The sequence below is a fragment of the Streptococcus sp. Marseille-Q0941 genome (assembly GCF_943736975.1).
Taxonomy (GTDB): Bacteria; Bacillota; Bacilli; order Lactobacillales; family Streptococcaceae; genus Streptococcus.
Window position 1 is genome coordinate 145,588 of sequence record NZ_CALSFO010000006.1, and the last position, 23,857, is coordinate 169,444.

The following is a 23,857-nucleotide window of genomic DNA, read 5'->3' on the forward strand; positions in this document are numbered from 1 at the left end:
TACCTTTGAGCGAAAATTCAAATGAAGAAAAGTTGAGTTTTAAAGAGCAAATTTTGCGAGACTTAGAACGATTAAAGAAAGAGGAAAGTTTAATAGAACAAACAGATGACCTCTTTTCAAATTTGATGAACTCTTCTGATACAAAAACAGAAGAGCGAGTAGTAACTCCAGAAGAAGAGCTGATTGCTAATTCTGTTTCAACCGTTGAACAATTGATTGAGAATGCACCTGCTGTTCCACCTCGTCCATATCTTAAAGAGAAAGTTACAGAGGAAGTTGCAAAAGATGAATCAGTTGAGTTGCCTCAATCAATCTTAGATAAAGATGAAATGAATTCAACACCAACTAAGGTTTCAGTTTCCTACCGCACTCATGAAAAATCACTTGAAGATAAAGAAGCTGTAAGTCTAGCTACTAACCAGGAAGAATTAACAACTGGAAATGCTGTTCAGGAGAATACTGAGGCAGATGAACTTCCTAAAAGAAGTCGGAGAGAGTCTGCAAAACCAGCCAAGAAAAAGAAGAAATCCCGCTTGAAAGGATTTTTAGTCACAGTATTAGTATTACTGATTCTATTTGGTGCAGGTGGTTTCTTTGGTCTTCGCTATGCTGAATCAGCTTTGCAACCAGTGGACCCAAATTCTAAACAATATATGACTGTTCAGATCCCAGACGGGTCTAATGTTCAAGAAATTGGTTCAGCTTTGGAAAAATCAGGTGTCATTAAAAACGGTTTGGTCTTTACACTTTATGTCAAGTATAAAAACTATAATGAATTAAAATCTGGTTATTATAATCTACAAAAGAGTATGAGTGTTGAGGATATTATTAAAGAGTTGCAAAAAGGTGGGACACCTGAACCTCAAGAGGTTACACTTGCAAACTTGACTATTCCAGAGGGATATACTTTAGAGCAAATAGCTCAATCTGTTGGCCAACTTCAAGGGGACTTTAAAGAATCTTTAACAGCGGAAGCATTCTTGGCAAAAGTTCAAGATGAGACCTTTATTGCTCAAGAGGTTGCCAAATATCCAAACCTCCTTGAAAGCTTACCTACAAAAGACAGTGGTGTTCGTTATCGCTTAGAAGGATATCTTTTCCCAGCAACTTATACGATTAAAGAAAATACAACTGTTGAAAGTATAATTGATGAAATGCTAGCTGCTATGAATAAAAACCTATCTAGTCACTATGCTACAATTAAAGAAAAGAACCTAACCGTAAATGAGCTCTTGACAATTGCTTCTCTTGTTGAGAAAGAAGGAGCTAAGACAGAGGATCGTAAGCTGATTGCTGGTGTATTCTATAATCGTTTGAACCTGGGTATGCCACTTCAAAGTAATATTGCTATCCTTTATGCAGAAGGTAAACTTGGTCAAAATATCAGTCTTGCTGATGATGCAAATATTGATACATCTATTGATTCACCATACAATGATTATACAAAAGTAGGTCTAATGCCTGGACCAGTTGATAGCCCAAGCTTGGATGCGATCGAATCAAGTATCAATCAGACAAAGAGTGACTATCTCTACTTTGTGGCCAATGTTCAAGATGGTAAAGTTTACTATGCAACAACACTGGAAGAGCATGAACGTAATGTTCAAGAACATATCAATAGTAAACTAAACCAATCAAATAGCATAAACTAAAATTATGTGGTTTTCCACATAATTTTGCTTTAAAGCATATATTTATTAATTCAATCAAAAGAAAGTTGAGAAAAATGGTAGAAAAAACATATCCAATGACATTGGAAGAAAAGGAAAAACTCGAAAAAGAATTAGAAGAATTGAAGTTAGTACGTCGTCCAGAAGTTGTAGAACGTATCAAAATTGCTCGTTCATACGGTGACCTGTCAGAAAACAGTGAGTATGAAGCAGCAAAAGACGAACAAGCTTTCGTTGAGGGACAAATCTCAAGTCTGGAAACAAAAATTCGTTATGCAGAAATCGTGAACAGCGATGCAGTTGCAAAAAATGAAGTTGCCATCGGAAAAACTGTAACAATCCAAGAAGTTGGAGAAGACGAAAAGGAAGTATATATCATCGTTGGTTCAGCTGGTGCGGATGCCTTTGCGGGTAAAGTATCAAATGAAAGTCCAATTGGTCAAGCATTGATTGGTAAGAAAAAAGGAGATGTTGTTACAATCGAAACACCTGCTGGAAGCTATGATGTTAAAATCTTAAAGGTTGAAAAAACCGTTTAATAGTCTAAAAAGAAGGAGTTGATTTAGAGAAAGCGTTTCCTATCACTCCTTTTCTTAATGTTAAAAATTTAAGGAGACAAGATGAATTCAGAAGAAAAGCACAAAAAGAAGAGTAAAATGGAGCGAGGCCTAACCAATCGCCATGTTCAGGTTATGGCCATCGCCGGTACAATCGGAACAGGATTATTTCTCGGGGCAGGTCGCTCGATTAGTTTAACAGGGCCTTCGATTGTTTTAGTTTATATGATTACTGGTGGTTTTATGTATCTTATGATGCGGGCTATCGGTGAGATGTTGTACCAAGACCCAGAACAACACACCTTTATCAATTTTATTACTCGCCATCTTGGAAAAGGCTGGGGCTATTTCTCAGTTTGGTCCTATTGGTTATCAGTGGTCTTTATCGGAATGGCCGAAATTACTGCAATTGCTCACTATGTTCAATTTTGGTTTCCATCTTGGCCATCTTGGTTGATTCAGGTTGTCTTTTTAACCATTTTAGGATTGGTCAATCTGATTGCGGTTAAAATATTTGGTGAAGTGGAATTTTGGTTTGCCATGATTAAAATTGTGGCAATTCTCGCCATGATTGCAACAGGTGTCTTTCTAGTCTTGACAGGATTTGAAACACCATACGGATCAGCAAGTCTTGCTAATATCAGCGACCACTTCTCCCTTTTTCCAAATGGTGGTATGAACTTTGTCATGGCCTTCCAGATGGTTTTCTTTGCATACTTAATGATTGAGTTTATCGGTGTTACCACATCTGAAACCAAGGATCCCAGAAAAGTATTGCCCAAAGCAGTTAAGGAAATTCCCTTGCGGATTATCTTTTTCTACGGTGGGGCTCTCTTAGCTATCATGTCTATAATTCCTTGGCGTGAGCTTTCTGCAGCGGATTCACCATTTGTTACGGTATTTGAACTTGTTGGTCTTAAGTGGGCGGCAGCCTTGATTAACTTTGTTGTCTTGACTTCCGCTGCGTCAGCCTTGAATTCAACTCTTTACTCAACAGGTCGTCACTTGTACCAAATTGCCCATGATTCACCAAATCGTTTCTTGAAAGCTATTAAGGCAGATACACTTTCACGCCACAATGTTCCTCAGAATGCTATCATTGCTTCTGCGGTATTGATTGGTCTTGCTGCCTTTATCAATGTACTTCCTGGTGTATCAGATGCCTTTGCTTTGATTACGGCTTCTTCATCAGGTGTTTATATCGCCATCTACATCTTAATCATGGTGGCCCATCTTAAGTATCGTAAGTCAAAAGACTTTATGGCAAATGGCTATCTCATGCCCCAATATCGCTTGCTAAATCCTCTGACTATGCTCTTCTTTATCTTTGTATTTGGAACACTCTTTTTACAAGAATCAACCTTTGTAGGAGCAATCGGATCAGCTATCTGGATTATCGCTTTTGGTATTTATAGCCAGTGGAAATTTAGAAAATAAGTCAGAAGCTCATCAACTCAAGTTGGTGAGTTTTTCTAGTTTGACAGTCCTTGGAAATAGGACTATAATCAAGCTATAAAGTAGAGTCGAGGAGATTTAGATGCAAATTAGATTGGAAAATATAGAATCTCAGAAATCGCAAATAATAGGAGATTTGATTCGCTCCTATAATCGTTCCAAAAGAGAAACCGCTGAAAGTGAGCCGCTAAACCTTTATGCCGAAGATGATAGCGGTGAACTCATGGCTGGTTTAGTAGCAGAGACTTTTGGAAATTGGTTAGAAATAGAGTATTTGTTTGTGAAAGAAGACTTACGAGGACAAGGAATTGGCTCCCAACTATTGCAGCAAGCAGAAAGTGAAGCTAAAAAGCGAAACTGTCGCTACGTTTTTGTCAATACTTATCAGTTCCAAGCGCCAGCCTTTTATCAAAAGCAGGGCTATAAGGAAGTCTTTACCTTAAAAGATTATCCCTACACTGGACAAAGGCACTATTATCAAAAAGATTTGTAAACATAGAACTCTCTATCATATAAGTGGTAGAGAGTTTTTTGTTAAAAAAATCGCACAAAATGTAATATATATATTGCATAATGTAAAATATATGATATAATAAAGTTGAAAAAAGAAGCGCGACTTTTTAAAATTTTAGAGGAGGTAACAAGTGGCTAAGAATTTAAAATTAAAGTTAGCTCGAGTGGAGCTTGATATGACACAAGGTGATTTGGCAGAAGCTGTGGGTGTCACTAGGCAGACTATCGGCTTGATAGAAGCTGGAAAGTACAATCCTTCGCTTTCACTTTGCCAATCCATTTGCAGATGCTTGGGCAAAACTTTAGATCAATTATTTTGGGAGGAAGAAGATGAAAAATAGATTTTTTTATTATCAATTATTAGACGAAAGAGAAGAACAACTGATGAATAAAGCGGGGGCTGAAAGTTTCTATATCTCTATAGCTTTCTTGCTTTTATCTTATATGATTGCAGTATTAGCACCAAGTCTTTTTAATACGAGAATGATTCTCATCATTATCATTATTGGAACTTCTTACTTTTTCGGCCGTGCTCGAGATTTGGGTGTGAACTACTATAGTCGTTTTCATTTTACAATTTTAGGATGCCTGTTATTAACTCTAGTGATTACAGCTACCTTGATGCTACAAAACTACCAGTTTAATATCGAAATTTATCAGCACAACCCTCTACATATTAAGTACATTTATGCATGGGTATTTACTTATATCTTTTATCTTCCTTGGGTCTTTATTGGAAACTTAGGCTTGAAAAGTTATGGTGAATGGGCTCAGAAAAAGTTTGAGCAAGATATGGATGAACTTGATAGTATGGAATAGCTTGTTAACTTTTTATCCATCTTGGTAAAATGTGTTATAATAGTACTAATTTATCGGATGGTGTGAAAGTGGTAGAATACGTTCATACCTTTGTAAAGAAGGAAGAAGGAAAACAGATGTATCCAGATGATAGTTTGACATTGCACACGGACTTGTACCAGATTAACATGATGCAAGTTTACTTTGACCAAGGAATTCACAATAAAAAGGCAGTTTTTGAAGTTTATTTCCGCCAACAACCGTTTAAAAACGGCTACGCTGTTTTTGCAGGTTTGGAACGAATTGTGAACTACTTAGAAAACCTGCGCTTTTCTGATAGCGATATTGCTTATTTAGAATCACTGGGTTACCATGGAGAGTTTTTAGAATATCTGCGTAATCTCAAGCTAGAGTTGACTGTACGTTCTGCTCAAGAAGGGGACTTGGTATTTGCCAATGAACCGATTGTTCAAGTGGAAGGCCCTTTGGCGCAGTGCCAATTGGTTGAAACAGCCCTCTTAAATATCGTCAACTTTCAAACCTTGATTGCGACCAAGGCTGCTCGTATTCGTTCGGTCATTGAAGATGAGCCTTTGATGGAGTTCGGTACACGTCGTGCGCAAGAAATGGATGCGGCTATCTGGGGAACTCGTGCCGCTGTTATTGGTGGTGCTGATGGAACTAGTAATGTGCGTGCGGGTAAGCTCTTTGGCATTCCGGTTTTAGGTACTCACGCCCATGCCTTGGTTCAAGTTTATGGGAATGACTATAAGGCTTTCAAGGCGTATGCCTCAACTCACAAAAACTGTGTTTTCCTAGTGGATACCTACGATACTCTTCGTATCGGTGTTCCAGCAGCGATTCAGGTTGCGCGTGAACTTGGTGACAAGATCAATTTCCTTGGTGTCCGCATTGACTCTGGAGATATCGCCTATATTTCTAAAAAAGTTCGTCAACAACTGGATGAGGCTGGATTTACAGATGCTAAGATCTATGCATCTAATGACCTTGATGAAAATACCATTCTTAACCTCAAGATGCAAAAAGCTAAGATTGATGTCTGGGGGGTAGGGACTAAGCTCATTACAGCCTATGATCAACCAGCACTTGGAGCAGTTTACAAGGTTGTTGCCATCGAAGATGAGAGCGGTCATATGCGCAATACCATCAAACTTTCAAACAATGCTGAGAAGGTTTCGACACCAGGTAAGAAGCAAGTTTGGCGCATTACCAGTCGTGAAAAAGGGAAGTCAGAAGGTGACTACATTACCTATGATGGTGTAGATGTTGCTAGTATGACAGAAATCAAGATGTTCCATCCAACCTATACTTACATCAAGAAAACTGTCCGTAATTTTGATGCTGTTCCTCTCTTGGTGGACATCTTTAAGGACGGTAAGCTGGTCTATGATTTACCGAGTCTACCTGAGATTCAGGCCTATGCTCGTAAAGAATTTGATAAACTTTGGGACGAATACAAACGTGTTCTCAATCCTCAACATTATCCTGTAGACTTGGCTCGTGATGTATGGCAAGACAAGATGGACTTGATTGATAAGATGCGTAAGGAAGCTCTAGGCGAAGGAGAAGAAGAATGAGTTTGCAAGAGACCATTATCCAACAACTAGGCGTTAAACCAGTTATTGATGCCCAGGAAGAAATTCGTCGTTCCATTGACTTTTTGAAAAAATACCTTAAAAAACATCCTTTCCTTAAAAGTTTTGTATTAGGAATTTCTGGTGGTCAAGACTCGACTTTAGCTGGTCGCCTTGCCCAACTAGCTATGGAAGAAATGCGAGCTGAAACTGGAGATGATTCTTATAAATTTATCGCTGTTCGCCTACCTTATGGGATTCAAGCTGATGAGGATGATGCTCAAAAAGCACTTGCTTTTATTCAGCCAGATGTCAGTTTAGTAGTGAATATTAAAGAGTCTGTCGATGCAATGGCAGCGGCAGTAGAGGCTACTGGAAGTTCAATGACAGATTTTAATAAAGGAAATATCAAGGCTCGTAGCCGCATGATTGCTCAATATGCGCTTGCAGGAGCCTATAGTGGAGCTGTCATCGGAACAGACCATGCTGCCGAGAATGTCACAGGTTTCTTTACTAAGTTTGGTGACGGTGGTGCAGATATTCTCCCGCTTTATCGCCTCAATAAACGCCAAGGGAAACAACTCTTGAAGGAACTTGGAGCTGATTCATCCCTTTATGAGAAAGTACCAATTGCAGATTTGGAAGAAGAAAAACCAGGCTTGGTAGATGAAGTTGCACTTGGGGTCACTTATGCAGAGATTGATGACTACCTAGAAGGCAAAACAATAAGCCCAGAAGCTCAAGCAAGGATCGAAAACTGGTGGCATAAAGGCCAACACAAACGCCACTTACCAATCACCGTCTTTGATGACTTTTGGGAGTAAAAACCTCCAGTGGAGGTTTTTAGCCTCTCACCTTGAAATAAAAAAGTGAGAGTTAGTCCGGGGGACTTTTTTACCCCGAGTCTTGAAACAGGAGAACGAGGTAAGTCCGGTGGACCTTTTTACCCCGAGTCTTGATACGGGAAAACGAGGAAGGTCCGGTAACTCGAAGAGTTCGATTTCGTTGTCTCACCCCCGCAAGGCTGACTAGGTTTGAAAAAGCTTGATAAAGCGTATTTCAAGCCAGACAGCTACTGCGTCTAAGTCTTAATATTAGAAAAGGACGAGATTTTATATCTCGTCCTTTTTGTATTGTATTTGTATTGTATATCGTTCAGTTTAATCAAAATAAAGCAAATCTTTGCTGGTACTTGTAAAGAGATCAAAGCCATCCTTAGTGACAACACCGCAGTCTTCAATACGAACACCGACTTTACCAGGAATGTAGATACCAGGCTCAACTGAGAAGCACATGCCTTCTTCGATGACCATGTCATTTCCTTCCATGATAGATGGGAATTCATGGACATCCATACCGATACCATGACCAAGACGGTGGTTGAAGTATTCGCCGTAACCAGCTTTTTCGATCACTTCACGTGCTGCGCGGTCAACTTCATGGGCTGTGACACCAGGTTTGATGAAGTCAAGGGCAGCTTGCTGTGCCTCAAGGGTTAGATTGTAGATGTCTTTTTTGAATTGGTCAGGTTTGCCAACAGCGACCGTACGAGTCATATCTGAGGCGTAGCCATTAACCATAACACCTAGGTCAAAGAGGAGAAGGGCGTCCTTTTCAACCTTGTTAGCTGCTGGAATGCCGTGTGGATTTGCAGCGTTATCGCCAGTCAAGACCATGGTATCAAAGCTCATTTCATAGCCTTCACCTTTCATAGCAAAGTCAATTTGGGCAATGATATCTGTTTCAGTCTTATCAAGAGAAATGTTATCAAAACCAACTTTGACAGCTTTATCAGCATAGAGCCCTGCAACCATCATTTTTTGGACTTCATCAGCTGATTTGATGAGGCGCATGCGTTGGATGCGAGGAGTGAGATTTTCAAACTCAGCAGTTTCAAAAACTGTTTTCAAACCATGGTATTTGGTCAAGATGAGATTGTCAAACTCAACAGCGACACGTTTGAAATCAAGCTGGGGAAGAGCATTTTGGATTTTCTTCCATGGGTTTTCAGAGTCCACATAGCCCACAACTGGGAAGGAAACAGTGCTAGTTGCACGCTCAACCTCAAGTGCTGGAACAAAGAGTAGTGGTTCTTGGTCAGCAAGGACAAAAAGGAACATTTGGCGTTCGTGTGGATCACTGTAAAAGCCGGTGAGATAATTGATAGTGACGGGGTCAGATACGACAGCGACGTCTAGTTTTTCTGATTCAAGATATGTTAGGATTTGTTGTAATTTAGACATATGCTACCTTCTTTCTACCCCTCTATTTTTGCAAAAAATAATAGAAAATGCAAGGGAGAAGGAGAAAAGGATACAAAAAAATTCCAAGAAAGCTAGGCTCCTTGGAATTAGGTTTTTAAGTAAAGTCAGCCTTGCTCTTAACATCGCTATATTCTTCAGCGACTTCTTGGCTAAGAATGTCCTCGTAAGTTGGTAGATCGATGTCTTGACCGTATTTTTTCTTAAGAGCAGTAGTGACCAAGCGATAGGCTAGATTTGCATTGCGGGATAAAATAGGTCCGTGGAAATAAGAACCGAATACGTTTTTATAATGAACACCTTCTCCGATTTTTTCTTCGTTATTTCCATTTCCGTAAACAACATGGCCCAGTGGTTTTTGGTCATCTGAGAGGAAGGTACGGCCTTGGTGATTTTCAAAGCCATAGTAGGTTTCATCGAATTCTTCATTATGGATCTTGATGTCACCGATAAAGCGGTTATTGGTCTGGTTGAGGGTGTAGTGGCCCATGACCCCTAGCCCTTCGATACGTTTTCCTGAGGCTTCAACATAATATTGCCCCAATAGTTGGAAACCACCACAGATGGCTAGAACCACACCGTTGTTTTGGATGTAGTTGTCAATGCTCTCTTTTTTAGCAGGAAGGTCTCCAGCGATAATACTTTGTTCAAAATCTTGACCCCCACCGAAAAAGGCGATGTCGTAGTGGTTTTCATCAAAGTCATCATGGAGAGAAACGATGTCAACCGTCACATGAGCCCCCAGCTTTTCAGCCACATACTTGAGCATAAGGATGTTTCCATTGTCCCCATAGGTATTCATGAGGTTTCCATAGAGGTGTGCGATATTCAACTGGTATGGATAATTGCCGTCTTTTGAGGAAAGTGAAGTATAAACCATTAGTTCATCTCCTTTCTAACAATCTGACGATTAGCTAGTAATTCTCGGAATTCCAGCATAGCTGTATAGGTCGCAAGGATATAGGCATGCTTGCAGTCTTGGTTCTCAATGGTCTTAAGAACTTGCTCTAGATTACTTGTTTCAGTGATTTTATCAGCTGGGTAGCCAGTCACCCGTAGACGACGTGCGATTTCAGAATGACGAACACCGCCTGCGTTGATTTCAGGAATGTCCATGTCAGTGATTTGTTCAAAGTCCGCATCCCAGATCCAGCTAGTGTCAATTCCATCTGCATAGTTAGCATTGAGGAGAACAGATAGACTAAATGGATAAGGTGCTAGTTTGATCATTTCGATGGCCTGGGTAGCACCAACAGGATTTTTAATAAGAACCAGTGTACATTCCTTGTCACCAATATGGAAGGTTTCTTGGCGTCCGAAAACAGCACGACTCTTGTCAAAACCTTGCTTGATGAGTTTCGAATCAGCACCTAGGTAACGGGCGATAGCAACCGCAGCAAGGGCATTATAGATATTGTAGAGACCACCGATTTGAATACCATATTCCTGACCGTCAATGACAAAGCAAGAACGATTGTTAGTCAACTCAACCAATTCTGTCAGACGGTAATCCAAATTAGGACGCTTGCATCCACAATTTTCACAGATATAAGCTCCCAAGTTGGCATAGGTATTGAGCTCATATTTTAGAATACTTTGACATTCAGGGCAGAGAATGCCTTCAGTATTGTAGTGAGCAAGTTGCGCTGGACCTTTTTCTAGATCAAAACCAAAATACTGAACAGGATTTGAAATTGCTGGCTTGTAGAAAAGCGGACTGTCACCATTGAGGAGAACAGTAGCCGTAGGCACCTTACGAATGGCATCCAAAATCATGTTATAAGTTGTGTAAATCTCACCATAGCGGTCCATCTGGTCACGGAAAATATTAGTAATGACAAAAAGGCTAGGATGGATGTAGTCACAGATACGAGATAGACTGGCTTCGTCGATTTCTAGGACGGCAATATTTTTCCCAGTTTTAGAGGATTTGGCCGTCAAGAAGGTTGTTGTAATCCCTGTGATCATGTTGGCGCCACTAGGATTGGTCAGAACTTGACCATAAACCTCTTTTAAAATGCCGACAGTGAGGGCGGTTGTCAGGGTTTTTCCATTGGTTCCAGTCACCACGACAATCTCGTAGTTCTTAGCTAAATTTTGTAAAATATCTTTATCAAATTGAAGGGCAAGTTTTCCAGGGAGCGTACTTCCACGTCCAAGACGACTCAAAATAAAATGAGAAGAACGCCCAGCAAGAAGGCCCAAAGTAGTTTTTAATTTCATGTTTCTATTATATCATAAATGCTGAAAAAGACAGATTTGAGATTTTGGATAAAAAAACAACCCTAAGGAGGTTGTTTTTTCATAAGTGTATCTTAGGTTAAATCGCAAATAAGTCATTCAAGTTCTCAGCTAAGGTTGGGTGAGTGAAGATTTGTTTTGTGAAGTAAGTGTATGGGATTTTGTTGTCCATAGCTACAGTAATGATGTTGATGATTTCTTGAGATCCTTCTGAAAAGATAGTTGCACCGAGAATCTCTTTAGTTTCAGTGTTGACAACAGCTTTGAAGGCTCCACGAAGGTCACCATTTACATGACCACGAGGCATTGCAGCAACAGGGATTTCCTTCACAGCGTATGGAAGTTTCAAATCAGCTGCTTGGCTTTCAGTCAAACCAATTTGTGAAAGTGGTGGTGTGATAAACATAGTATTTGGTACATTGCGACGGTCTTCAAGTGTGTAGCTGCCATCTCCAGCAAGGTAGCTGTAGACGACACGGAAATCATCAAGTGAAATGTAAGTAAATTGAAGCCCACCGTTGACATCTCCGACCGCAAAGACACCGGGAACATTTGTTTGACAGTGTTTATCGACCTTGATTGCACCACGTTCAGTTAGTTCAATATCTGTATTTTCAAGTTGAAGAGGTTCCACATTTGGTTTACGTCCAGTTGCGTAGAGAAGGGCATCGAAACGGTAGGTTTCCTTTTCAGTTACGACAAGCACTTGGTCACCGTCGTTTTTGATTTCAGTAGTACGGATGTTTTGAAGCAATTCAATGCCGTCTTCTTCCATGTATTGTTTAGCAAGAGCTGCGATGGAAGGTTCTGCACGAGGTAGGAAAGTATCCAAGGCATCTAGGACTGTAACCTTGCTGCCAAGTTTGTTGTAAAGACCTGCAAATTCAAGACCAATGTTTCCACCACCAAGGACTCCAAGTTTTTCAGGCAATTTGTCCAAGTTTTGGATACCTGTTGAGTCAAAGACGTTTTTGCTTGTAGCAAGTCCAGGGATAGGTAAGACGTTAGAAACTGCCCCAGTGTTGATGACGATTGTTTCAGCAGTCAGTTCTTTCTTTTCATCGCCAGCTTGGATTTCGATGACTTTGTTTGAAAGGAAGTGAGCTTCCGCATCAAAGATATCCACGCCTGTACCAGCAACAGTAGCATAGTTTTTGCCGTTGAGGCGACTAGTGATGGTATTTTTGGTAGCAATGACTTCTTCAAAAGACAAGTCTTTCTCAGCAGCAACTAGCAAAGTCTTAGTTGGGATACAACCAATGTTGATACAAGTTCCACCGTACATAGCTTTGCTACGTTCAATCAGGGCAACTTTTTTGCCAGCTGAAGCCAATTTACCAGCTAGTGTCTTCCCAGCTTTACCAAATCCAATAACGATTAAATCATAAGTTAACATTTTTATATCCTCCTATTTGGTTTCATTCTAGCACAAGAAAAAAACTTTTGCACAATTCTGCTACGGGAAAAAATATTGGTCTAAAATAGTCTCATGAAAGCTTTTGGGAAATAAGTTTAAAAAATAGAAAAATCGTTTACATGATTTAATCAGGTGGTTAGACTATCTTTTGACCTTCTCTTGTGTTATACTAGATAAGTTGCAAAAAAGCAGTACTTTTCTTTAGTGGAAAAGAAGCAACACGGTCTTTCATAAAAGCTATGAAAGTACGTCATGACAAGAAAAGTATAAACTAAGCGCTATAGGGTGGCTTCGCACCATCTTTAGAAAGAAGAAAAACGTGAAATTTAATGAATTTAACTTGTCTGCTGATTTGCTAGCAGAGATTGAAAAAGCAGGATTTGTAGAAGCAAGTCCCATCCAAGAGCAAACTATTCCTTTAGCTCTTGAAGGGAAAGATGTTATCGGACAAGCTCAAACCGGTACAGGGAAAACTGCAGCTTTTGGCCTGCCAACCCTTGAAAAAATTCGTACAGAAGAAGCAACTATCCAAGCTTTGGTCATTGCACCAACTCGTGAACTCGCTGTTCAAAGTCAAGAAGAACTTTTCCGCTTTGGTCGTAGTAAGGGTGTGAAAGTCCGTTCAGTATACGGTGGTTCAAGTATTGAAAAACAAATCAAGGCTCTTAAATCGGGTGCCCATATCGTTGTAGGAACACCAGGTCGTCTCCTTGACTTGATCAAACGCAAGGCCTTGAAATTACATGATATTGAAACCTTGATTTTAGACGAAGCAGATGAAATGCTGAACATGGGATTCCTTGAAGATATTGAAGATATCATCTCTCGTGTACCGGAGAATCGTCAAACCTTGCTCTTTTCAGCGACTATGCCTGATGCCATCAAACGTATTGGTGTTCAGTTCATGAAAGAACCTGAGCATGTCAAGATTGCTGCTAAAGAATTAACAACAGAATTAGTAGACCAGTACTATATCCGTGTTAAAGAACAAGAAAAATTCGACACCATGACTAGACTCATGGATGTGGAGCGGCCAGAACTTGCAATTGTATTTGGTCGTACCAAACGTCGTGTGGATGAGTTGACTCGTGGTCTGAAGATCCGTGGTTTCCGAGCAGAAGGGATTCATGGAGATTTGGACCAAAACAAACGTCTTCGTGTCCTCCGTGATTTCAAAAACGGTAACCTCGATGTTCTCGTTGCAACAGACGTTGCAGCTCGAGGTTTAGATATTTCTGGTGTGACTCATGTCTACAACTATGATATTCCACAAGATCCTGAAAGTTATGTTCACCGTATTGGTCGTACAGGACGTGCAGGTAAGTCAGGTCAATCCATTACTTTCGTAGCACCAAATGAGATGGGCTATCTCCAAATCATCGAGAACTTGACTAAGAAACGCATGAAAGGTCTCAAGCCTGCGACAGCAGAAGAAGCCTTCCAAGCCAAAAAACAAATCGCTCTCAAGAAGATTGAACGTGATTTTGCTGATGAAGCCATTCGTGGAAACTTCGAGAAATTCGCAAAAGACGCTCGTAAACTTGCTGCAGAATTCAGCCCAGAAGAATTAGCTATGTATATCCTTAGCTTGACGGTTCAGGATCCAGATAGTCTTCCAGAAGTTGAAATTGCGCGTGAAAAACCACTGCCATTTAAACCATCTGGTGGTGGATTTGGTGGAAAAGGCAAGTCTGGTCGTGGTGGCCGTCGAGGGGATGACCGTCGAGATCGTGATCGCCGTGGCAATGGTCGTCATGATGATTTCAAAAAAGGCAGTCGCAAAAACGACCGCTTTGATAAAGAGAAGCGTTACCGTAAGGACAATAAAAAACCACGCAATACTTCAAGCGAGAAGAAAACAGGCTTTGTTATTCGTAACAAAGGAGATAAATAACAAAAAAAGCGGTTCACTGAGGTGGATCGCTTTTATATATAAGGAGACCGAGAGTCATATAAAGATTCATACGAGTATTTAGATTTATAAATTTGTTATCTTGTAATATTATCTTATCAAAAAATTAAAAAGCTGTCAATAAGAAAAATAAAAAAATTTGCAAAATTTTTCCAATAGTCATGAATTGCAATTCAATAAACAATTTTCAGATAATTGTTGAAGTAGTCAGAATTTTATGATATAATGAAAGCGATTATATGCGAGGTAAAAAATGGCACATTTATTAGAAAAAACAAGAAAAATCACATCAATGTTAAAACGTTCGGAGGAGCAATTACAAGATGAGCTTCCTTATAATGCCATTACACGTCAATTAGCAGATATTATTGACTGTAACGCTTGTATTGTGAATAGTAAGGGTCGTTTGTTGGGCTACTTTATGCGCTACAAAACTAATAATGACCGAGTAGAGCAATTCTTCCAATCAAAGACTTTCCCAGAAGATTATGTGCAAGGTGCGAACATGATCTACGATACGGAGGCCAATCTTCCAGTAGAGCATGATTTGACAATTTTCCCAACTGAGAGTCGTTCTGATTTCCCAGATGGTTTGACAACGATTGCTCCAATTCATGTCTCTGGTATTCGTTTGGGTTCTTTGATTATTTGGCGTAATGATAAAAAGTTTGAAGAAGATGATTTGATTCTTATTGAGATTGCCAGCACTGTAGTAGGGATTCAACTCTTGAATTTCCAACGCGAGGAAGATGAGAAAAATATTCGTCGTCGCACCGCAGTGACTATGGCAGTCAACACGCTTTCTTACTCTGAACTTAGAGCTGTATCAGCTATTTTAGCTGAATTAAATGGTAATGAGGGTCAATTAACAGCTTCAGTCATTGCAGATCGTATCGGTATCACTCGTTCTGTAATTGTGAATGCCCTTCGTAAACTCGAATCGGCAGGGATTATTGAGAGTCGTTCTCTTGGTATGAAAGGAACTTATCTCAAAGTTCTCATTCCAGATATTTTTGAAGAAGTGAAAAAGAGGGACTATTAATGGCTAAGGCTTTAATTTCTATTGACTATACAGAAGATTTTGTAGCGGATCATGGGAAACTGACTGCAGGCGCTCCAGCTCAAGCAATATCTGATGATATATATGGGGTGACCCAAAAGGCTTTTGAACGTGGAGATTATATATTTTTTACCATCGATGCACATGAAGAAAATGATGTTTTTCATCCTGAAAGTAAACTATTCCCGCCCCATAATATTATTGGGACTAGTGGCCGAAATTTATTTGGCAAGTTAGCCGAGTTCTATCAGGAACATGCTGATGATAGTCGTGTTTTCTGGATGGACAAACGTCACTATTCGGCTTTTTCTGGAACAGATTTGGATATCCGTCTTAGAGAGCGTGGTGTGGACACTGTAATCCTAACAGGAGTTCTTACTGATATCTGTGTCTTGCATACGGCGATTGATGCCTACAATCTTGGTTATCAGATTGAAGTCGTCAAACCAGCTGTAGCATCTATTTGGCCTGAAAATCATGCCTTTGCACTTGGACATTTTAAGAATACACTTGGTGCAAAATTGGTTGATGAAAATTTGCTTGAAATTACAGAATAATACATTCCAAGATGAAAAAATCTGAAAAAAGTCTTGACAATTTTTTTCAAAGTTGATATACTAGTAAAGTAATCAACGCGGGGATGGCGGAATTGGCAGACGCGCAGGACTAAGGATCCTGTGACCGCTTTAGGTCGTGAGGGTTCAAGTCCCTCTCTCCGCATAATAGTGAGCTAGCTTTGGCTAGCTTTTTATTTTTCATCAAAAAGAGCAAAAATATTTTTGCTCTTTTTTTGTGATTTCATAAACATTTCATATTTGAATATTATAATGGTTTTACAAATATGGAGGTGCTATATGAATCCCACTCAAAGAGCTTGGGCTTACGTCAGCAGAAAACGACTGAGAAGTCTCATTTTATTCTTTATTCTATTTGTCTTATTGGCTGGAATATCTGCTTGTCTGACGCTCATGAAGTCCAACAAAACAGTAGAGAATAATCTCTACCGCTCCTTGAATACATCTTTTTCTATTAGAAGAATGGAGCCGGATCAAGCTTTTCAATTGTCTCAACTAGATGACCTTAAAAAAATACAGGGGCTTGAGGAGATTTTCCCAGAGCTTGAAACAATAGCTAAGTTGACTGACAAAGAAGTAGTTACTGGAGAACAAAGTATCCAAAGGGATGATCTGACAGAAGCTGAAAAAAATCTTATCGGTTTAATTGCTTTGAAAGATTCATCCAAGGATGTTTCCTTTACAAGCTCTGCTTTTACCCTTAAAGAAGGAAGACATATCGAAAAAGGGGATAAGCAGAAAATATTGGTCCACGAGGAATTGGCTAAGAAGAATAAGCTAAAACTTGGGGATAAGATTAGTCTAAATCCTGGTCAAGTAGAAGGAAATAGTGGACAAGGTCTAGACTATGAAATCGTCGGTATATTCTCAGGTAAAAAACAAGAGAAATTTACTGGTCTTAGCTCAGACTTTAGTGAAAATACAGTCTATACAGATTATGAAAGTAGTCAAACTCTTCTTGGAAATAAGGAAGCTCAAGTCACTGCCGCTCGTTTCTATCTAGAAAATCCAAAAGAAATGGATAGCATCATTCAAGAGGTTGAAAAGTTATCTCTGCAAACGAAAGGATATCAAGTCGAAAAGGAAAATAAGGCTTTTGAACAAATCAAGGATTCAGTTTCGACCTTCCAAACCTTCTTACAAATTTTCCTCTATGGCATTATGATTGCTGGTGTAGGAGCGCTGGTCTTGGTCTTGTCCCTTTGGTTACGAGAGCGAGTTTACGAAGTTGGTATTTTATTAGCGCTAGGTAAGGGAAAAGGAGCAATCTTTAGCCAATTCTGCCTGGAAGTCGCCCTGGTTTCGTTGGCATCTATTCTGCCTGCATTTGTGGCTGGGAATGCCATTACTTCCTATCTCTTGAAGACTGTGCTAGCAAGTGGCGACCAAGCTGCACTACAAGATACTCTAGCAAAAGCAACAAATCTTTCAACAAGTCTACTATCATTTGGAGAATCTTATATCTTCCTACTGATTATTAGTTGCTTGTCAGTTGCACTTTGTTTCCTATTTTTATTTAGAAAATCACCGAAAGAAATTTTATCATCTATTAGTTAATGAAGGAGAAATCATGACTTTACTACAATTACAAGATCTTACTTATCGTTACAAAAACACTGCAGAAGCAGTATTATATAAAATCAATTACGATTTTGAACCGGGCAAGTTTTATAGTATTATCGGAGAATCAGGAGCTGGGAAGTCAACACTCTTATCTCTATTAGCAGGACTTGATAGCCCAGTCGAAGGTGCAATCCTATTCGAAGGCAAGGATATTCGTGAACAAGGTTATTCTTATCACCGAATGCACCATATCTCTTTGGTTTTCCAAAACTATAACTTGATTGATTATCTTTCTCCTTTGGAAAATATCCGCTTGGTTAATAAAAAAGCTAGCAAGGATACCCTTCTTGAACTTGGTTTAGATGAAAGTCAAATCAAGCGGAATGTTCTCCAATTATCAGGTGGGCAGCAACAACGTGTTGCCATTGCTCGTAGCCTTGTATCTGAAGCACCAGTGATTTTAGCAGATGAACCAACAGGGAACCTAGATCCTAAGACTGCGGGGGATATCATCGATTTGCTCAAATCTCTTGCTGAGAAAACTGGCAAGTGTGTCATAGTTGTGACCCACAGTAAGGAAGTGGCACAGGCGTCAGATATTACACTTGAATTGAAGGATAAGAAACTGACTGAAACAAGAACAAATCGTAACTAAAACTTTTAAACTTATTAAAAACGGAAGTAAATCTAGAAAGGAATCTTATGTTACACAACGCATTTGCCTATGTCACAAGAAAATTTTTCAAGTCTATTGTGATCTTTCTTATCATTCTCTTGATGGCTAGTTTGAGTTTAGTCGGCTTGTCTATCAAGGGAGCGACAGCTAAGGCTTCTCAAGAAACCTTTAAAAATATCACCAATAGTTTCTCTATGCAAATCAACCGTAGGGTCAATCAAGGAACTCCACGTGGTGCGGGGAATATCAAGGGTGAAGATATCAAAAAAATTACCGAGAATAAGGCCATTGAATCCTATATCAAACGGATTAATGCTATCGGTGATTTGACAGGCTATGAATTGATTGAAACGCCTGAAACCAAGAAAAATCTAACTGCAGATAGAGCTCAACGTTTTGGAAGCAGCTTGATGATAACAGGTGTCAATGACTCTTCTAAAGAAGACAAGTTTGTGTCAGGCTCTTACAAACTGGTCGAAGGAGAACATTTAACAAACGATGACAAACACCAGATTCTCATGCACAAAGACTTGGCTGCTAAACATGGTTGGAAGGTAGGGGACAAGGTCAAACTGAACTCCAATATCTACGATGCAGATAATGAAAAAGGAGCCAAGGAAACAGTAGAAGTAACGATCAAAGGACTTTTTGATGGACATAACAAATCTGCTGTAACCTACTCACAAGAACTCTATGAGAATACAGCTATCTCAGATATTCACACAGCAGCCCAACTCTATGGTTATACAGAAGATACAGCTATTTATGGAGATGCTACCTTCTTTGTAGCTGGAGATAAGAACTTAGATAGTGTCATGCAAGAATTAGGTTCTATCAATGGTATCAACTGGAAGATGTATAGCTTGATTAAGAGTTCATCTAACTATCCTGCCCTCGAACAATCTATCTCAGGCATGTACAAGATGGCTAATCTTCTCTTCTGGGGTAGCTTGAGCTTCTCAGTTCTTCTACTTGCTCTCTTGCTTACACTATGGATTAACGCCCGTCGTAAAGAAGTTGGAATTCTCCTTTCAATTGGTTTAAAACAAGCAAGTATTCTAGGACAATTTATCACAGAAGCAGTTATGATTGCAATTCCAGCACTAATTTCAGCTTACTTCTTAGCTAACTATGCTGCTCGTGCCATTGGAAATACAGTGCTTGCAAATGTCACATCAGATGTGGCTAAGCAAGCTAGTAAGGCAGCCCAAGCCTCTAATCTTGGTGGTGGTGCAGAAGTTGACGGCTTTAGCAAGACACTTTCAAGTCTGGATATATCCATTCAACCTTCTGACTTTGCCATCATCTTCGTACTTGGCTTAGTTCTAGTGGTACTAGTTATGGCACTTGCTTCGAGCAATCTCCTCTTTAAACAACCAAAAGAACTCTTGTTGGATAGTGAATAAAAAACATGCTACCTATTCTCACTCAAATGAGATATAATATAGGTAGCATTTTTGATAGAAAAGGATTTATATGAAAATTCTAATTGTAGAAGATGAAGACATGATTCGCGAGGGAATTAGTGACTATTTGACGGATTGTGGCTATGAAACCATTCAGGCAAGAGATGGAGAAGAAGCTCTAGAGCAATTTTCCAATCATCAAGTAGACTTGGTTCTCTTGGACATTCAAATGCCTAAACTCAATGGTTTAGAGGTTTTGTCAGAAATCCGTAAAAGCAGTCAAGTTCCGGTTTTGATGTTGACAGCCTTTCAGGACGAAGAATATAAGATGAGTGCCTTTGCTGCATTGGCAGATGGTTATTTGGAAAAACCTTTTTCCCTATCCTTGTTAAAGGTACGAGTGGATGCCATCTTCAAACGTCATTATGACACTGGTCGTATGTTTATCTATAGGGACACCGAGGTAGACTTTGACAGTTACAGCGCTAAAGTAGCTGGTCAAGAAGTTGCTGTCAATGCAAAAGAACTGGAAATTTTAGACTATCTGGTTAAAAATGAAGGGCGAGCCTTAACGCGGTCGCAGATTATCGATGCTGTATGGAAGATGACAGATGAGGTTCCTTTTGACAGAGTGATCGATGTCTATATCAAGGAACTACGGAAAAAATTGGATTTAGACTGTATTCTTACCGTTCGCAATGTTGGTTATAAATTGGAGAGAAAATGAGACGTTCAGGTTTATTTAAAAAAATTTTTATCTATACCTTCTCGGTATTTTCTACCTTGGTCATTTGTTTGCATTTGGCCATCTATTTTCTCTTTCCTTCGACCTATCTCAGTCATCGTCAGGAAAGTGTTGGGCAGAAGGCTACAGAAATTGCGCAATCCTTCCAAGGAAAAGATAGTAAAGCTATTCAGGAAGTACTTGAACTTTATTCTAAAAGCAGTGATATTAAGGGAGCTGTTAAGGGAGAGATGACTCAGGATAAGTTGGAAGTCAATGATAATCTTCCCATTGATAAACAAAGACAAACGGCCTCCTTGGTTATTGAGGAAAGAGAAGTTCAAACCAAGGATGGTCAGACTATGACCTTGCAGTTTTTAGCTTCTATGGATTTGCAAAAAGAAGCAGAAGAAATCAGTCTTCAATTTTTGCCTTATACTTTATTTGCGTCGTTCATCATTTCGCTCCTCATCGCCTTTATCTATGCTAGAACCATTGTTGCTCCTATTTTGGAAATCAAACGAGTGACTAGACGTATGATGGATTTGGATGCAGAAGTGAGGTTGCGCGTGGATTCTAAGGATGAAATTGGCGATCTCAAAGAACAAATTAATAGCCTTTATCAGCATCTCTTGACGGTCATTGCAGATTTGCATGAGAAGAACGAGGCCATCCTCCAGCTAGAAAAGATGAAGGTTGAGTTTTTGCGAGGTGCTTCCCACGAACTGAAAACACCTCTAGCTAGTCTAAAGATTCTTCTGGAGAATATGAAAGCCAATATTGGACGTTACAAAGATAGAGACCATTATCTGGGAGTTTCTCTAGGTATTGTGGATGATTTGAGTCACCACGTTCTGCAAATCCTATCCCTTTCTTCAGTGCAGGAATTGCGAGATAAGAAGGAAAAAATCAACCTTCTTGAAATGACAGATTTTCTCTTAAAGGATTATGATTTATTAGCCAAAGAGAGGGAAATCTCAGTAGTGAACCAACTGACTGACCAACAAACTTATCTAAATCCTTCGGTACTCAAGCTAATTCTTTCCAATCTTATCAGTAATGCGGTGAAACATTCTGTCCAAGGTGGTTTGCTAAAAATTGGTGTAAAAGATGATTGGATGTTTATAGAGAACACTTGTACACATGAGGAACAGGATAAATTCGAACAATCCTTTACATCATCTAGTCGACAAAGCAAGGGAGCTGGTTTGGGACTCTTCGTAGTCAAAAGTTTATTAGAAAACGAAGAAATTGATTATCGATTTGAAAGAAACGAAGATCACTTAGTATTTTATATGAATCTACTTCAAAATCTGGAATAAAGGGATTTAGAGAGTGTTTACATATTTTAAGATAGAAGAAATTCAATTTAAAGTATGGGAAAAACTAGCTTTTTTTGTTAAAAAGTGATAAAATGAACAATGTAAATGGGATGTCCCAAAAAATATATAGGAGGCCTGACAAATGGCAATCGTTTCAGCAGAAAAATTTGTCCAAGCAGCTCGTGACAACGGTTATGCAGTTGGTGGATTTAACACAAACAACCTTGAGTGGACTCAAGCTATCTTGCGTGCAGCAGAAGCTAAAAAAGCTCCAGTTTTGATCCAAACTTCAATGGGTGCTGCTAAATACATGGGTGGTTATAAAGTTGCTCGCAACTTGATCGCTAACCTTGTTGAGTCAATGGGTATCACTGTACCAGTAGCTATCCACCTTGACCACGGTCACTACGAAGATGCACTTGAGTGTATCGAAGTTGGTTACACTTCAATCATGTTTGACGGTTCACACCTTCCAGTTGAAGAAAACCTTAAATTGGCTAAAGACGTTGTTGAAAAAGCACACGCTAAAGGTATCTCAGTAGAAGCTGAAGTTGGTACTATCGGTGGTGAAGAAGACGGTATCATCGGTAAAGGTGAATTGGCTCCAATCGAAGACGCTAAAGCAATGGTTGCAACTGGTATCGACTTCTTGGCGGCTGGTATCGGTAACATCCACGGTCCTTACCCAGCAAACTGGGAAGGTCTTGACCTTGACCACTTGCAAAAATTGACTGAAGCTCTTCCAGGCTTCCCAATCGTATTGCACGGTGGATCAGGTATCCCTGATGACCAAATCCAAGCAGCTATCAAACTTGGTGTTGCGAAAGTTAACGTTAACACTGAATGCCAAATCGCATTCGCTAACGCAACTCGTAAATTTGCTCGTGACTACGAAGCAAACGAAGCAGAATACGACAAGAAAAAACTCTTCGACCCACGTAAATTCTTGGCTGACGGTGTAAAAGCTATCCAAGCATCAGTTGAAGAACGTATCGACGTATTCGGTTCAGAAGGTAAAGCTTAATCTAGCTGAACAATACAGAAAGAACCTGCCCATTGGGTGGGTTTTTTGGTGTCTGGATATATAGCGAATATACTGTAGAAGAACCAATCTTAAGTTGCTAAAAGGACCTATTTTTTGTACAATAATGCTATGAAAAAACTAAAACAATGTAGTCTTTGCTTTCTTAGTTTCATTCTTTTATTTTTACTCGCTACATTTATCTTTCACCGTATCAGTCTAGAAAAGGAACAAGCTTCACTAACACCTATGGGACAACAAGTTCTCGTCAATGGACATCAAATAAATATTTACGTTGAAGGGGATGGTCCTGAGACTATAGTAGTTCTCTCAGGTGCTGGTATTGCTTCTCCTATATTGGACTTTAAAGAAGTATCGGAATTCTTATCGAAACGGTATAAGGTAGTCATCGTGGAGCGAGCAGGGTATGGTTATAGTGATGATAGCAATCATTCAAGAGATGTGATGGAGATTTTGTCTGAGACTCACCAAGCTCTTTCGCAAGCAAATATCACAGGGCCGTTTATCATTCTGTCTCATTCCATGGCTAGTCTAGAGAGTCTGGCTTGGCAGGAGAAGTTTCCTGATGAAGTGAAAGCTTTGATTGGTTTAGATTGGGCACTGCCATCAAGTTATGAAGATTTAAAGGAGAATCAGACCTTGCTCACTGTGGCATATTGGAGCAGCAAGATTGGCTTATTACGCTACTTCCCTGAGTCCTTTTATATAAAAAATCAAACTCTGACCGAAAATGAACGAAAACAATATAAACTTCTAGCTTATAAGCAGTTGATGTCACAAGCCATGTTTCATGAATCCCAAACGGTAAAGGAAAATGCCAAGAAAGTTCCCTCAAACATTAATCCGAAAATTCCAGCCTTACTAATGGTTTCTAATGGTGAAGGAACTAGTTTTAGCCAATCAGAATGGCAGCATTTTACAAAGAAATTTGTAAGTGACCAGTCTAATGTTCAAGTTGTGTATGTTGATGCGCCTCATGACCTCTATCATTATCAAAGCGATGCTATTGTTTCTCGCATTAAAGAATTTTTAGAGAATAATTGAGGGCTTAGAAATCCATTGAGACTGAT

22 protein-coding genes and 1 tRNA gene are annotated in these 23,857 nt (G+C 39.5%); 19 read left to right on the forward strand and 4 right to left on the reverse strand.

Features of this window, described 5'->3' with window-relative positions; genetic code table 11:
* Nucleotides 1-5 precede the first annotated feature (5 nt).
* From mltG to nadE, 8 genes are all read left to right on the forward strand, one after another.
* Complete coding sequence (gene mltG / locus NGI26_RS07155; protein WP_251938218.1) at nt 6-1,652, forward strand: endolytic transglycosylase MltG; 1,647 nt, start codon at nt 6-8, stop codon at nt 1,650-1,652.
* Nucleotides 1,653-1,726: 74 nt separating this feature from the next.
* Nucleotides 1,727-2,209 carry a transcription elongation factor GreA gene (greA, locus tag NGI26_RS07160; protein ID WP_006154262.1) on the forward strand — a complete coding sequence of 161 codons (483 nt, stop codon included), beginning with the start codon at nt 1,727-1,729 and terminating at the stop codon, nt 2,207-2,209.
* A gap of 81 nt (nt 2,210-2,290) precedes the next feature.
* Nucleotides 2,291-3,664: an amino acid permease gene (locus NGI26_RS07165; protein WP_251938220.1), complete on the forward strand. Its 1,374-nt coding sequence runs from the start codon at nt 2,291-2,293 to the stop codon at nt 3,662-3,664.
* A gap of 100 nt (nt 3,665-3,764) precedes the next feature.
* Nucleotides 3,765-4,175, forward strand: coding sequence for a GNAT family N-acetyltransferase (locus NGI26_RS07170; protein WP_251938222.1), 411 nt, complete (start codon nt 3,765-3,767; stop codon nt 4,173-4,175).
* Nucleotides 4,176-4,326: 151 nt separating this feature from the next.
* Nucleotides 4,327-4,536, forward strand: coding sequence for a helix-turn-helix transcriptional regulator (locus NGI26_RS07175; RefSeq protein WP_001107501.1), 210 nt, complete (start codon nt 4,327-4,329; stop codon nt 4,534-4,536).
* Nucleotides 4,526-5,014 (forward strand): DUF6773 family protein, encoded by a 489-nt coding sequence (locus NGI26_RS07180; RefSeq protein ID WP_251938224.1) that lies wholly within the window; start codon nt 4,526-4,528, stop codon nt 5,012-5,014. The genes NGI26_RS07175 and NGI26_RS07180 overlap by 11 nt, the downstream gene beginning before the upstream one ends.
* A gap of 116 nt (nt 5,015-5,130) precedes the next feature.
* A complete protein-coding gene (locus NGI26_RS07185; RefSeq protein ID WP_251938342.1) occupies nt 5,131-6,591 on the forward strand; it encodes a nicotinate phosphoribosyltransferase in 1,461 nt (486 codons plus the stop codon).
* Entirely contained in the window at nt 6,588-7,412 is an 825-nt protein-coding gene (gene nadE, locus NGI26_RS07190; protein WP_251938237.1) for an NAD(+) synthase, read from the forward strand. The genes NGI26_RS07185 and nadE overlap by 4 nt, the downstream gene beginning before the upstream one ends.
* Nucleotides 7,413-7,748: 336 nt before the next feature.
* On the opposite strand, the gene NGI26_RS07195 is transcribed toward nadE, so the two are convergent.
* From NGI26_RS07195 to NGI26_RS07210, 4 genes are all read right to left on the reverse strand, one after another.
* Nucleotides 7,749-8,831: a M24 family metallopeptidase gene (locus tag NGI26_RS07195; RefSeq protein ID WP_251938239.1), complete on the reverse strand. Its 1,083-nt coding sequence runs from the start codon at nt 8,829-8,831 to the stop codon at nt 7,749-7,751.
* Nucleotides 8,832-8,946: 115 nt separating this feature from the next.
* Entirely contained in the window at nt 8,947-9,729 is a 783-nt protein-coding gene (gene gatD, locus NGI26_RS07200) for a lipid II isoglutaminyl synthase subunit GatD (protein WP_251938241.1), read from the reverse strand.
* On the reverse strand, nt 9,729-11,072 hold the full coding sequence (gene murT / locus NGI26_RS07205) for a lipid II isoglutaminyl synthase subunit MurT (protein WP_251938243.1): 1,344 nt from the start codon (nt 11,070-11,072) through the stop codon (nt 9,729-9,731). The genes gatD and murT overlap by 1 nt, the downstream gene beginning before the upstream one ends.
* Nucleotides 11,073-11,169: 97 nt before the next feature.
* Nucleotides 11,170-12,486: an FAD-containing oxidoreductase gene (locus NGI26_RS07210; RefSeq protein ID WP_251938245.1), complete on the reverse strand. Its 1,317-nt coding sequence runs from the start codon at nt 12,484-12,486 to the stop codon at nt 11,170-11,172.
* Nucleotides 12,487-12,826: 340 nt separating this feature from the next.
* On the opposite strand from NGI26_RS07210, the gene cshA reads away from it, so the two are divergent.
* The 11 genes from cshA (at nt 12,827) to NGI26_RS07265 (ending at nt 23,831) form a co-directional block, all read left to right on the forward strand.
* Nucleotides 12,827-14,401 carry a degradosome RNA helicase CshA gene (cshA, locus tag NGI26_RS07215; protein ID WP_251938247.1) on the forward strand — a complete coding sequence of 525 codons (1,575 nt, stop codon included), beginning with the start codon at nt 12,827-12,829 and terminating at the stop codon, nt 14,399-14,401.
* A gap of 271 nt (nt 14,402-14,672) precedes the next feature.
* A complete protein-coding gene (codY, locus tag NGI26_RS07220; protein ID WP_251938249.1) occupies nt 14,673-15,461 on the forward strand; it encodes a GTP-sensing pleiotropic transcriptional regulator CodY in 789 nt (262 codons plus the stop codon).
* Nucleotides 15,461-16,036, forward strand: coding sequence for a cysteine hydrolase family protein (locus NGI26_RS07225; protein WP_251938252.1), 576 nt, complete (start codon nt 15,461-15,463; stop codon nt 16,034-16,036). The genes codY and NGI26_RS07225 overlap by 1 nt, the downstream gene beginning before the upstream one ends.
* Nucleotides 16,037-16,113: 77 nt before the next feature.
* Nucleotides 16,114-16,199, forward strand: a tRNA-Leu gene (locus NGI26_RS07230).
* Between the two features lie 134 nt (nt 16,200-16,333).
* Nucleotides 16,334-17,611, forward strand: coding sequence for an ABC transporter permease (locus NGI26_RS07235; RefSeq protein WP_251938254.1), 1,278 nt, complete (start codon nt 16,334-16,336; stop codon nt 17,609-17,611).
* A 13-nt stretch (nt 17,612-17,624) separates the two neighbouring features.
* Entirely contained in the window at nt 17,625-18,272 is a 648-nt protein-coding gene (gene vex2 / locus NGI26_RS07240) for an ABC transporter ATP-binding subunit Vex2 (protein ID WP_251938256.1), read from the forward strand.
* Between the two features lie 47 nt (nt 18,273-18,319).
* Nucleotides 18,320-19,699, forward strand: a complete 1,380-nt coding sequence (gene vex3 / locus NGI26_RS07245) for an ABC transporter permease subunit Vex3 (protein WP_251938258.1) — start codon at nt 18,320-18,322, stop codon at nt 19,697-19,699.
* Between the two features lie 70 nt (nt 19,700-19,769).
* Nucleotides 19,770-20,426 carry a response regulator transcription factor gene (locus tag NGI26_RS07250; RefSeq protein WP_251938260.1) on the forward strand — a complete coding sequence of 219 codons (657 nt, stop codon included), beginning with the start codon at nt 19,770-19,772 and terminating at the stop codon, nt 20,424-20,426.
* A complete protein-coding gene (vncS, locus tag NGI26_RS07255; protein ID WP_251938262.1) occupies nt 20,423-21,745 on the forward strand; it encodes a sensor histidine kinase VncS in 1,323 nt (440 codons plus the stop codon). Before NGI26_RS07250 ends, vncS begins: the two co-directional genes overlap by 4 nt.
* Before the next feature lie 142 nt (nt 21,746-21,887).
* On the forward strand, nt 21,888-22,769 hold the full coding sequence (locus NGI26_RS07260; protein ID WP_016466093.1) for a class II fructose-bisphosphate aldolase: 882 nt from the start codon (nt 21,888-21,890) through the stop codon (nt 22,767-22,769).
* Between the two features lie 129 nt (nt 22,770-22,898).
* Nucleotides 22,899-23,831, forward strand: coding sequence for an alpha/beta fold hydrolase (locus NGI26_RS07265; RefSeq protein WP_251938264.1), 933 nt, complete (start codon nt 22,899-22,901; stop codon nt 23,829-23,831).
* Nucleotides 23,832-23,857 lie beyond the last annotated feature (26 nt).